Annotated in this window: 11 protein-coding genes; 9 read left to right on the top strand and 2 right to left on the bottom strand. The window is 37.7% G+C overall.

Going from position 1 to position 12,983, the window contains the following annotated elements; translation table 11 throughout:
- The first annotated feature begins 56 nt into the window (after positions 1-56).
- From rpsD to ctlX, 9 genes are all read left to right on the top strand, one after another.
- Entirely contained in the window at positions 57-662 is a 606-nt protein-coding gene (rpsD, locus tag HCU67_RS14705) for a 30S ribosomal protein S4 (protein ID WP_168553350.1), read from the top strand.
- Between the two features lie 16 nt (positions 663-678).
- Entirely contained in the window at positions 679-1,671 is a 993-nt protein-coding gene (locus tag HCU67_RS14700; RefSeq protein WP_168553349.1) for a DNA-directed RNA polymerase subunit alpha, read from the top strand.
- Between the two features lie 58 nt (positions 1,672-1,729).
- A complete protein-coding gene (gene rplQ, locus HCU67_RS14695; protein WP_168553348.1) occupies positions 1,730-2,236 on the top strand; it encodes a 50S ribosomal protein L17 in 507 nt (168 codons plus the stop codon).
- Positions 2,237-2,319: 83 nt separating this feature from the next.
- A complete protein-coding gene (gene carA, locus HCU67_RS14690; RefSeq protein WP_168553347.1) occupies positions 2,320-3,432 on the top strand; it encodes a glutamine-hydrolyzing carbamoyl-phosphate synthase small subunit in 1,113 nt (370 codons plus the stop codon).
- A gap of 106 nt (positions 3,433-3,538) precedes the next feature.
- The gene (gene eno, locus HCU67_RS14685; protein WP_168553346.1) at positions 3,539-4,831 is read left to right on the top strand and encodes a phosphopyruvate hydratase; all 1,293 of its coding nucleotides are present in this window, start codon (positions 3,539-3,541) and stop codon (positions 4,829-4,831) included.
- Between the two features lie 91 nt (positions 4,832-4,922).
- Positions 4,923-6,458, top strand: coding sequence for a glycogen synthase (locus HCU67_RS14680; RefSeq protein WP_168553345.1), 1,536 nt, complete (start codon positions 4,923-4,925; stop codon positions 6,456-6,458).
- 114 nt (positions 6,459-6,572) lie between these two features.
- Positions 6,573-7,856: a citrate synthase gene (locus HCU67_RS14675; protein ID WP_168553344.1), complete on the top strand. Its 1,284-nt coding sequence runs from the start codon at positions 6,573-6,575 to the stop codon at positions 7,854-7,856.
- An 84-nt stretch (positions 7,857-7,940) separates the two neighbouring features.
- Entirely contained in the window at positions 7,941-8,858 is a 918-nt protein-coding gene (locus HCU67_RS14670; RefSeq protein ID WP_168553343.1) for a dimethylarginine dimethylaminohydrolase family protein, read from the top strand.
- An 11-nt stretch (positions 8,859-8,869) separates the two neighbouring features.
- The gene (ctlX, locus tag HCU67_RS14665) at positions 8,870-9,799 is read left to right on the top strand and encodes a citrulline utilization hydrolase CtlX (RefSeq protein WP_168553342.1); all 930 of its coding nucleotides are present in this window, start codon (positions 8,870-8,872) and stop codon (positions 9,797-9,799) included.
- Between the two features lie 3 nt (positions 9,800-9,802).
- Here ctlX and HCU67_RS14660 read toward each other — a convergent pair whose 3' ends face one another.
- Together HCU67_RS14660 and HCU67_RS14655 are read right to left on the bottom strand one after the other, a co-directional pair.
- On the bottom strand, positions 9,803-11,281 hold the full coding sequence (locus HCU67_RS14660) for a peptidase associated/transthyretin-like domain-containing protein (protein WP_168553341.1): 1,479 nt from the start codon (positions 11,279-11,281) through the stop codon (positions 9,803-9,805).
- Between the two features lie 93 nt (positions 11,282-11,374).
- Positions 11,375-12,877 (bottom strand): carboxypeptidase-like regulatory domain-containing protein, encoded by a 1,503-nt coding sequence (locus HCU67_RS14655; RefSeq protein WP_168553340.1) that lies wholly within the window; start codon positions 12,875-12,877, stop codon positions 11,375-11,377.
- Between the last annotated feature and the right edge of the window lie 106 nt (positions 12,878-12,983).

Raw genomic sequence — 12,983 nt, 5'->3', positions numbered from 1 at the left:
ACGATTATCGAAGGATAAGCCTTAATTCATAATCGCACTTTCAAAAAAACTAGAAAATGGCAAGATACACAGGACCAAAAACAAAAATCGCTCGAAAATTTGGCGAAGCGATTTTCGGAGACGATAAGTCTTTCGAAAAGAAAAACTACCCTCCAGGGCAACACGGTAACAACCGTCGTCGTGGTAAAAAGTCTGAATATGCTATCCAATTAATGGAGAAGCAAAAAGCAAAATATACCTACGGTATTCTAGAAAAGCAGTTTAGAAATCTATTTACTGAAGCAAAACGAAGAGAAGGTGTAACCGGTGAGGTGCTTCTTCAACTTTGTGAGGGAAGACTGGATAATGTGGTATATCGATTAGGTATTTCACCTTCAAGAAGGGGTGCAAGACAATTGGTGTCCCACAGGCACATTACTGTAAACGGTGAGGTTGTAAATATTCCTTCCTACGCGTTAAAAGCAGGAGATGTAGTAGGTGTTCGTGAAAAGTCAAAGTCTTTACAAACTATAAACGATTCTTTAGCTAACAACAGTTCAGTTTACGAATGGCTTACTTGGAATAATGATACCAAAGAAGGAACATATGTTACCATTCCTGAAAGGCTACAGATTCCAGAGAACATCAAAGAACAATTAATCGTCGAGTTATACTCAAAATAAACCTATTAGTCCAATTATGGCATTACTTAATTTTCAAAAGCCCGATAAGGTAATAATGATTGAATCCACAGATTTCGATGGGAAATTTGAATTTCGCCCATTGGAACCTGGATATGGTCTTACCGTCGGGAATGCACTAAGACGAGTACTGCTTTCCTCTTTGGAAGGCTTCGCAATAACATCGGTAAGGATTGATGGAGTAGAGCATGAGTTTTCTGTTATACCTGGTGTAGTAGAGGACGTAACTGAAATGATTTTGAACTTGAAACAAATTCGTTTCAAAAGACAAATCGATGATGTTGAAAGCGAGACTGTTTCTGTTTCAGTAACAGGAAAAGACCAGTTGACTGCTGGTGATTTTCAAAAGTTTATTTCAGGATATCAAGTATTGAATCCTGATTTAGTGATTTGTAATATGGATTCCAAGGTTGAAGTCAACCTTGAAATCATCATAGAAAAAGGTCGCGGATACGTTCCGGCTGAAGAAAACAAGAAATCAAATGCTCCTTTGGGAACCATTGCTGTTGATTCGGTTTTTACACCAATTAAAAACGTAAAATACAGCATTGAGAACTTTAGGGTTGAACAAAAAACAGATTACGAAAAGTTGATTTTCGAAATTGTTTCTGATGGTTCTATACATCCTAAAGATGCTTTGACTGAAGCTGCTAAGATTTTGATTCACCACTTCATGTTGTTCTCAGATGAGCGAATTACTCTTGAAGCTGATGAAATCGCCCAAACAGAGACTTATGATGAAGAATCGTTGCACATGCGTCAGTTATTGAAGACCAAATTGGTTGATATGGATTTGTCGGTGCGCGCATTGAATTGTTTGAAAGCCGCTGAAGTTGACACTTTGGGAGACTTAGTTTCCTTCAATAAGAATGATTTGATGAAGTTCAGAAACTTCGGTAAGAAGTCATTAACGGAACTTGAAGAACTTGTTATTAATAAAGGTCTTCAGTTCGGTATGGACTTGTCCAAATATAAATTAGATAAAGATTAAGCAATCATATTTTGCTCTCCACATTGTGGATTTGGTAGCAAGATGATAAATTAAAAAGATGAGACACGGAAAGAAGTTTAACCACTTAGGTAGAAAATCTGCTCATAGAAAGGCGATGTTGGCAAACATGGCGTGCTCCTTAATTGAGCATAAGCGCATCAATACAACTGTTGCGAAGGCCAAAGCTTTAAAGGTGTTTGTTGAGCCGATTATCACCAAAGCTAAAACTGAAAACAATCAGTCTAATGAAAAAGGAATGCACAATAGAAGGGTAGCCTTCAGTAAGCTGCGAAACAAACATGCAATAACGGAATTGTTTGGAGCGGTAGCCGAAAAAGTTGGTGACAGACCAGGTGGTTACACTAGAATTATAAAATTAGGAAACCGACTCGGTGATAACGCTGATATGGCTTTAATCGAATTAGTAGATTTTAATGAGACTTACGACACAGGTAAGAAAAAGAAATCTACTAGAAGAAGTAGAAGAGGTCGTGGAGGTGCCAAAGGCGCAGCAGCCACAGCTCCTGAAACGACGACTGCTACAACTGACGATTCTGAAGAATAAAATGTTGATTGATCGTTTAAAATATTTCAAAGGATACTCAAAAGGGTATCCTTTTTTTATGTTCATTTGGTAAATTTTTGTGGATGAAATATCATACTAGAAAAAAAGCGTTGGTACTGTTGGAAGATGGTACCATTTTTTATGGAAAAGCGGTGGGGGACATCGAAGGAACAGCTTTTGGTGAAGTCTGTTTTAATACCGGTATGACAGGTTATCAAGAGATATTTACTGACCCTTCGTATTATGGTCAGATAATGGTGACCACCAATGCGCATATTGGTAATTACGGAACTCTAAAAGACGAGGTTGAATCGGATTCAATAAAAATTGCTGGTCTAATCGTTAAGAACTTTAGTTATCAATATTCGCGCCCTGGAGCAGACAAAAGTCTTCTTGACTTTTTAAAGGATAATAAACTTATGGCCATTTCAGATGTTGATACACGGGCTTTGGTAAGTTACATTAGAGATAATGGAGCGATGAACGCTGTAATTTCAACACGTACAGATGAAGTGGATAAATTGAAAGAAGAATTGAAAGGAATTCCGAGTATGGAAGGTTTGGAGCTAGCTTCAAAAGTTTCCACAAAGGAACCTTATTTCATTGGAGACGAAAACGCTACGTATAAAGTTTCTGCCCTTGATATCGGAATTAAAAAGAACATCCTTCGGAACCTGACCAAACGTGATGCTTATGTAAAGGTCTTTCCTTACAATACCACAAAAGAGGAAATGGCTGAATTTAATCCTGATGGTTATTTTATTTCAAATGGACCAGGGGATCCAGAACCACTTTCTGAGGCTATCGAATGCACCAAAGAGATTTTGAAAACGAACAAACCCTTATTTGGTATTTGTTTAGGACATCAAGTGTTGGCCTTGGCGAACGGAGTGTCTACTTATAAAATGCACCACGGGCACAGAGGAATCAATCATCCAATTTTGAACCTAATGACTGGCAAGGGTGAAATTACCTCGCAAAATCATGGTTTTGCAGTTAATCGTGAAGAGACCGAAGCTCACCCAGACCTAGAAATAACACATACCCATTTGAATGATGGAACTGTGGCTGGATTAAAAATGAAATACAAGAATGTTTTTTCTGTACAATATCACCCAGAAGCGAGTCCAGGCCCACATGATGCAGACTATTTATTTGATCAATTTTTCGAGGCCATAAAGGCCAGTAGAAATTAAGAACATTAGTTTATCTTTTTGTTATGAATTCCAGTTGTAGTCTTTACGAAGCAACTGGAATTCATTGCTTTTGTATCTTTGGCGGATTAATTTAAACCAGCTAAAAATGAGCATTATTCTTGGTATTCATGCAAGACAAATTTTAGATTCTAGAGGTAACCCAACCGTAGAGGTAGATGTCGTTACTGAAAATGGTATTCTAGGCCGAGCCGCGGTTCCTTCGGGAGCATCAACTGGAGAACACGAGGCGGTTGAGCTGCGCGATGGTGGAGACTCTTTTATGGGCAAGGGTGTTGGTAAGGCGGTGAATAACGTTAATACCATTATTGCTGAAGAGTTGGTTGGTACTTCTGTTTTCGAACAGAACTATATAGACCAAACAATGATTGATTTGGATGGTACGCCTAACAAATCAAAGTTGGGAGCAAATGCCATTTTAGGTGTTTCTTTAGCGGTAGCAAAGGCAGCAGCTGAAGAACTGGCAATGCCACTTTACAGATATGTCGGAGGGGTCAGTGCGAATACATTACCTGTTCCAATGATGAATATTATCAATGGAGGTTCGCATTCAGACGCGCCGATTGCATTTCAGGAATTTATGGTGATGCCCGTTAAGGCAAAAGATTTTAGTCACGCCATGCAAATGGGGACTGAAATTTTCCACAACCTGAAAAAGGTACTCCATGATAGGAATTTGAGTACAGCAGTTGGTGATGAAGGTGGTTTTGCACCTACCTTGGAAGGCGGTACAGAAGATGCTTTAGATACCATTGCTAAGGCTGTGGACAAGGCAGGGTATAAATTAGGCGATGATGTGATGATTGCACTTGACTGTGCTTCAGCTGAGTTTTATGTCGATGGAAAATATGACTACACAAAATTCGAGGGAGACAAAGGTGTTGTAAGAACTTCTGAAGAGCAAGCACAATACTTAGCGGATTTATGCGAAAAATATCCGATTATTTCTATAGAAGACGGGATGGATGAAAACGATTGGGACGGATGGAAAATGTTGACGGATAAAGTTGGTGACCGTGTGCAGTTGGTTGGTGATGATTTATTTGTAACGAACGTTGAACGCCTTTCACGCGGAATTGAAAATGGAATCGCAAATTCAATTTTAATTAAGGTAAATCAAATCGGGACATTGACAGAAACGATTGCTGCTGTGAATATGGCCAAGAATGCAGGTTATACCTCAGTAATGAGTCATAGGTCTGGTGAGACTGAGGATAATACTATTGCTGATTTGGCAGTTGCATTGAATACTGGTCAAATAAAAACCGGTTCGGCATCAAGAAGTGATCGTATGGCAAAATACAATCAGCTTCTTCGAATAGAAGAAGAGCTTGGTGATGTAGCTTACTATCCACAAGAAAAAGCATTTAAAATCAACTAGTCATTTTACAATTATAAACGGCCCTTTCAATTTTGAAAGGGCTTTTTTTTGATGTCAAATAGCATTATCTTTTTAGAATCAACTTGACTATATGAATACTTTTCTTTTTGCTGCTGCTGAAAATGATGCCATACCAAAATGTAAAGCTGGTGGTATGGGAGATGTGGTTAGAGACGTTCCCCGACAAATTTCTGAACGTGGCGATAAAGTTCATGTAGTGGTACCGGCTTATGGTAGACTGCATAAAAATGGAACATTCAAAACTTCATTGAATTTTGAACTTAGGGGATTAATGTACAATGCAGATTTATATGAAGTCCCTCCAAAAAAGGAATTTAAAAATGTTCATCACTATGTCATTCATCATCCAGAAATAGAGGCAGGTGGGATAGCACATATTTATCATGATGATCCCGAAGAACCATTTTTTACCGATGCAATCAAGTATTTTATATTTAATACGGCAGTTGCTGCAGCTATAAAACAAGGGGCATTTGGTAATTTAAACGTTGTACATCTGCACGATTGGCACTCAAGCTTATTATTGTTCTTAAGGGAATATCATAAGGATTACAAGATGCTGAAAGACATACGTTTTGTTTATAGCATTCACAATTTGGCCATTCAGGGTATTCGTCCCTTTAGCGATAATTATTCATCTGTTCGAAACTGGTTTCCTGATATGGCAATCGATACTAAGCGTTTGATGGATTACCGTTATACAGATTGCATAAATTTAATGGCAGTTGGCATCCGATTTGCAGATGCTGTTCACACAGTATCACCTTCCTATAAGGAAGACGTAATGAAGCCAAGTTCTCCACCAGAATTTATTGGTGGTGAAGGTTTGGAAAAAGATTTGAAAAAAGCAGATAAAGAAGGGCGTTTATTCGGCATTTTGAATGGATGTAACTATAAGAACATCAATGCTGAAGCAAAAGGGGAAATCTACAGAAATACGGTAAAGGCCCTTTTTAGTTGGCTTCAAGATGAAAATAAAAAGTACAAAGCTGATTTTCTTGCCCATACCGGGGAGAAAATCATGAAATATGTCGGAAACCGACCAAAATTTATTGTTTCAAGTATTGCCCGATTAACAGAGCAGAAATACTATTTCTTTAAGCGTAATCCCGATGCTTTTGTGAAAATCCTTCAAAAACTAAAAAAGGTGGATGGAATTTTTATGCTATTGGGTACTGGGGCCCCTGAATACGAAGAGCTTTTTAGAAAAATAAGTTACGAAAACGAAAACTTCATTTTTACCAATGGTCAATCAGAGAGCCTAATTGATTCAATGTATTTGGAATGTGACCTTTATTTTATGCCGAGTCTTTTTGAACCTTGTGGTATAAGTCAAATGCTTGCAATGCGAAATGGTAACCCTTGTTTGGTTCATCATACTGGAGGATTGAAAGATACTGTTGATCATTTGAAAACAGGCTTTACATTCGATGGTGATACTTACGATGAGAAAATCAAAAATATGTTATCGGCATTCGATGTGGCTCTTGAAGTTTTTGAGAATGATAAACCTAAATGGGAAAAAATTCAGATTGCAGCAAAACGCAAGCGATTTACATGGAAAAAGTCGGTTGACGAATACTACAAGTTCCTTTATAATTTATAGAAGTAGGTATATTTCAAATATTCGTTAAGAATACTTCAAAATTCACGGTTTGAATTGTTAAAGGCTTGTCGATTCATTAACTTTAACGATTCAAAAATTTAATACTAATCATAGATGTCGCAGACCGCAACAATAGAATTTGAAGGAAAAAAATACGAGTTTCCAGTTATCAAGGGAACGGAGAATGAATTGGCTATTGATATAAAAACTTTAAGGGGTGCCACAGGGATGGTGACCATAGACCCCGGATATAAAAATACAGGGTCTTGCGAGAGTGCGATTACGTTTCTTGATGGAGAGAAAGGAATATTGAGGTACAGGGGTTACTCTATTGAAGAATTAGCTGAAAAAGCGGATTTTTTAGAAGTAGCCTATCTATTGATTTTTGGTGAGCTACCCAATAAAGCGCAGTTAGAAAAATTCTACGACGATATTACCGAAGAATCCCAGGTAGATGAAGAAATGAAAAAGATTTTGGATGGTTTCCCAAAGTCTGCTCATCCCATGGGAGTGCTTTCTTCATTAACAAGCGCGTTGGTGGCCTTTAACCCATCAACCGTTGATGTTTCTTCTGATGAAGCAATGTACAACTCTATAGTTCGAATTTTAGGTAAATTCCCTGTATTGGTTGCTTGGACCATGCGAAAAAAGATGGGATTGCCTTTAGATTATGGTGACGATAATCTGGGTTATGTAGAAAACATCCATAAAATGATGTTCAAAAAACCCACTAAGGACTATGTCAAAAATCCAATTGTAATTGATGCTCTGGATAAGCTTTTGATTTTACACGCCGATCATGAACAGAACTGTTCTACTTCTACGGTAAGAATAACGGGTTCTTCTCATGCTGGGCTTTTTGTGTCTCTTGCTGCGGGTGTTTCTGCACTTTGGGGTCCATTACATGGTGGAGCAAATCAAGCTGTTTTAGAAATGCTCGAAGCTATAAAAGAAGATGGCGGAGATACAAAGAAATACATGGCGAAGGCAAAGGACAAGAACGATCCTTTTCGTCTTATGGGATTTGGACACAGGGTATACAAAAACTTTGACCCAAGGGCAAAGATTATTAAAAAAGCAGCTGATCAGGTTTTAGGGGATTTAGGAGTCGAGGACCCCATTCTTGATATCGCTAAAGGATTGGAAAAAGAGGCTTTGGAAGACCAATATTTTGTGGAACGAAAGTTGTACCCTAATGTGGATTTTTACTCAGGAATCATTTATCGCGCAATGGGTATTCCAGTTGATATGTTCACCGTTATGTTCGCTTTAGGAAGATTACCAGGATGGATTGCTCAATGGAGAGAAATGCGACTTCGTAAAGAACCGATAGGAAGACCAAGGCAAATTTATATTGGCGAAAATCATCGTCCTTTTGTTCCACTGGACAAAAGGTAGATTGCTACCTCAAAAAAAAACAAAAAGCTCTTTACTTCGCTAAAGGGCTTTTTTTGTGAAATAAATTAAAAAGAATATTTACGTATGTTGTCTTTGCATGTAGTTGATGAAGTTGCCCCTTTAAAAGCGGTTGTTTTGGGAACTGCAGAAAGTTGTGGTCCAGTGCCTAAACCAGAAGAGGCTTATGATCCAAAATCTTTGGAACATATTTTAGCTGGAACGTATCCGGTTGAAAGCGATATGATTGCTGAAATGGATGCGTTCGCAAGGGTTTTTGAGAAATACGACGTTCAGGTTTTTCGACCATCTGTTATTGAAGATTGCAATCAGATTTTTTCCCGCGATATTGCCTTTGTAATAGAAGACAAACTTTTTCATTCCAATATACTTCCTGATAGAGAGCGGGAATTCGAGGCAATACAGCATGTTTTGGATATTGTTGATTCCAAAAAGGTAATTCGCCCACCAGAAGAGGTTCATATTGAAGGAGGTGATGTAATGCCATGGAACGATTTCATTTTTGTTGGCACTTATACTGGCGACGATTATCCAGATTTTATTACGGCACGCACCAACAAAGAAGCAGTCGAATTTTTAAAGGCTGAATTCCCACATAAAACGGTCAAAGCGTTCGAACTACGAAAATCCAATACCAATGCTAAAGAAAATGCACTGCATCTAGATTGTTGCTTCCAACCACTAGGAAAAGGAAAAGCAATACTGCACAAAAATGGATTCTTGGTAGATGAGGAATACCAGTGGTTGGTCAATTTTTTTGGTCAAGAGAACATTTTTGAAATCAGCGCTGATGAAATGTACCAGATGTTCAGTAATGTCTTTTCAATTTCACCAGAAATTGTGGTTTCAGAGAAGAATTTCACCCGTTTGAATAATTGGCTTCGAGATCAAGGCTTTACAGTTGAAGAAATACCGTATGCGGAAATTGCCAAACAAGAAGGACTTCTTCGTTGTAGTACGCTTCCGTTGATTAGAGAATATTAATTCCCCCATAAATGCAAATAACCAATACCATATTAATGATACGCCCGGTAGCTTTTCGTATGAACGAACAGACCGCGGTTAACAATTACTTTCAAGAAGATATTTCCATTGCCAATGCAGATATAAATGACAAAGCACAAAAGGAATTTGACACCTTCGTAACGGTGCTTAGAAATCAAGGTGTTAATGTAATCGTGGTTGATGATAATAAAGAACAAGATACTCCTGATTCCATTTTTCCCAACAATTGGGTTTCTTTCCATAGTAGTGGTACTGTGGTAGTCTATCCAATGTTCGCAGAAAACCGTAGAAAAGAGCGCCGTGAGGATGTTTTTGAGGTGTTGGAATCACATGGATTTGAAATCAATGATATCATTGATTATACATCTGCAGAAGAAGAGGGTATTTTTTTGGAAGGTACTGGCAGCATACTAAAAGACCGGGTACATCAGAAAGCTTATTGTGCGCTTTCTGAACGTGCACATGAAGAATTGTTTATTGAATTCTGTGAGGATTTTGATTGTTTTCCTGTAATCTTTACGGCAAATCAAACCGTGAATGGAGAGCGTAAGCCCATTTATCACACTAATGTAATGATGGCCATGGCCGAGACTTTTGCGGTAATTTGTCTTGACACTATTGACGACAAAAAGGAACGTAAAAATGTAGTTGAACACTTAAAAAAGGACGGCAAGGAAATTATTTCCATAACCGAAGCTCAAATGCATGCCTTTGCAGGCAACATGCTACAAGTTTATGGTGCTGATGAAAAACGTTTTATGGTGATGAGTTCTCAAGCCTTTAAGAGTTTGAATGACGTTCAAATAAAAGCTATAGAAAATCATTGTGCGATTCTACACAGCCCTCTTGATACTATAGAAACATGTGGTGGTGGTTCAGCCCGATGTATGATGGCAGAAGTTTTTCTGCCGAAGCCTTAACAACTATTCATTCTCAAGAATCGCGAATTCCTTTACGGATTCACTTGGCGAAACAATAGTCACATCTTCCCAGTATTGTTCATCATAGCTGGTTCTGTATTTGACTTCGACAATTTGCCGTTGAGGAACCATATCAAAGGTGCCTTGGCTTGACCCCTTTGTTTCTAAAGCTACCCATTCAAATACATTGGCACTTTTCGCAGTTAGATAAAGGTCTATGGTTATTTCGTTTTGCTTTCGGCGACCTTTGGTATTCTTGTTTTTTTCAGCAATTTTAAAAGGTCTTCGAACTTTTACAAAAAAGTCGTGTTTTAAAGTTGAAAAGCTCAGTTCGTATTTACCGTTTTTCATTTTATCGAACTCCGCTACACCAACGTACTTCGGTTCATTATAATTTACACCCAATAATTTAAATGGTTTAATCGATTCAAGATTTTCATACTCAATACGGGTCATTGCAAAATCATTTGCATTGATAAACATTTTTCCTCTTAAGCGGGCATTTTTCTTTGGTCCAAAATTGATAACATAGAATCGCTCACCATCCTGTTCAAAGGTCTGGTCTTTGGTGAATTGATAGTTCTTTCGTTTTTCGATTACTTCTAACCGGCTATTGACGTTAAAAAACTGATTTTCAATTTTATTCAATCGGTTTGCCCTGCTGGCCAAATAATTTAATTTGATAGAGGTTTCTGCTTGGGGGTCTAAGCTGGGCCTCCCAATAATGGTGTCCAAATCCAGCTTGGTACTAATGGGACCAGTTTTAATTTTAAAATAGGAATCGTCCTTAACATGTTTTTTTATGAGTTTTATCAGACTATGATTAATTCCAGCATATGTCGCTTGTTGGGATTTATCATACATTTCCGTGGCTTTTAAGACTTCAAGCTTCACTTTTCCATTAGACTTATACATGTTACCAAAGGTTTCTGTATGATATTGGGTTTTTTTTGGTAACCGATCAACGATTCGTTCAATACTGATATCATCTATTTCTGGAATCGTACTTGCTTTCAGTACGATTTTAGCTTCATCAAGTTCATCATATGTAGACTGTCTTAAAAAGAACTTTTTTTGAACGGGCATTTGGTTATAGTTTACCGGTATGCTATCCACCATTCGTTGAATGATTTCATCTGCAGATAGGCCTTGCCCCATTAGGTCAACACCAACCAATTCAAACCCTCCAGGTGCTAAATAGATTATGCTGTCTTGAAGCTGTTTTTGGGTGAAACCTTGCCCAACATAACCCATGCAAGAAATATAAATCGAATCAAGTGCTTTGGTGTTCTGTTCAATTACAAATTGGAAGTCTCCGTTTTCGTTGGTGATAACCCCTTGTTCTTCACCGTATAAAATCGAGGCGAATGGTATAGGCTCTTTGGTTTGAACATCCAAAAGTCGTGAAGAAATGGATTGGCAATATGAAATATAACAAACGCCAAAAAGCGCCAGCATTGTGGTTAAAAAAGAATACTTCATCGCGAATGCAGTAAGATTGGTATTCTTATAACTGGCTAAATCTCAAAATCTTGTGAAAATGAACATCAAAAAACCCCGGTTTCACAACATTTACTACTCAGCAACCGTAAATTCACGAATAGCTTGGTTTGGCTCCATAATGTTGTATCCGTCCCAGAATTCTGGATTGTACTTTGGCATGTATGTGGCTTCTATTCCTTTTTTTTCGGTAAAGGCATCGTATTCTGATTTCTGAATCAAGTCTTGCTCAAAAACAACGAGCTCCCATTTGTTATTATTGGCCATTTGAAAGTCAATGTTCAATCGTAATTCGTTTTGTTTACGTCGGCCTTTTACATGTTTATTTTTCTCTATCACATCCAAAGGGCGGTCCATTCTAAACCATCGACCAAACGAAAAGTCCATAAAGCTTAATTCATATTTGTCATTCGGAAGTTTTGTAAACCGCATGGTTCCCTTATAAACTGTCTCTCGGTAATAGATGCCGAGCAACCTGAAATTTTTGAGATTTCTTAAATTTTCAAAGTCGATGCGCATTATTGCGAAGTCTTCGATATTGACAAAAAGTCTCCCTTTAAAATCACCATTTCTTTTGGGTTCAAAATCTATCACATAAACACCTTGGTCGTCGATATCTGTATATCCAACTAGGTTGAAGGCATATTTACGTGTCTTCTGCACAAGGTCCATTTTGGTGTCTTCCTCATGATAAACCTCTTGTAGGATTTCATCAAACATAAACCGCTGTGAATCTTCAAGACCAGAAACACTATCACGCTGAATTTCCTTCTCAATTAATTCGGCTTGTTCTTGTGTTTCTTCTTCAGCCTCCATGTCGTCTAACATTTCATCAACCTGTACTTTTTGACTGAAAATGCCTGATTTAATTTTTAAATATGAATCTGGTTTTACACTCTTTTTAAAAAGTGTTTCCATTCGTTCTCCCAATTCCTCAAATGAGCCTACATCTTTTTTGTCATAAAGCTCAGCAGCTTTCAATACTCCGATTTTCGTTCCGTTATTGGTTTTGTAAAGGTCACCAAGAACTTCAGTGTAGTGATAGTTATTACGCGGTATGATACCAGCAATGCTATCAATAAGTTTTTTGTCCAAACCTTCAATCGTCGATTTTTCAAAACCCATATCAATTTTCTGGATATTGCCGAATACTGATTGACGAATAAAATAGCGTTGTTTAACTGGGTCACTATTAATGTTTTGAGGTAGATTTTCCTTCATTTTATCAATGATTTCGTCTACATCAAGTTCTTCGTCAAAAAGATAGACCCCACTTAATTTAATAGCCTTTGGCAAGAGAAAAACCACGTCGCCTTGTAATTGTTCAAGGGTAAATCCCACTTTTTCATATCCCATACTTGAAATGTATATCGAATCAATCTCAAGACCTTCTTTGGGTAGTACAAAGCTAAAATCGCCTTCTTCATTGGTTATTGTACCCTTGTTTTCACCGTATTGTATGGTTGCATAAGGAATCTCTTTCTTTGTTTTGGAATCTACCAGTTTAGATGAGATAGTTTGCGCGCTAAGTTGAATACCGAAAAGAAAAATAAGGAGAATCGATATTGAGTTTTTCATATAGAGATTTTAATTTATGTACTGTATTTAGAAGACAACGCAATTTTAGAAATGGTTGCCTAGGTCTGACGATTAATGTTCAAAGTTGTTTCAAAAGTCAAACTTG

The sequence above is a fragment of the Croceivirga thetidis genome (assembly GCF_012272815.1).
Taxonomy (GTDB): domain Bacteria; phylum Bacteroidota; class Bacteroidia; order Flavobacteriales; family Flavobacteriaceae; genus Croceivirga; species Croceivirga thetidis.
This window is presented reverse-complemented; position numbering and strand designations above follow the sequence as displayed.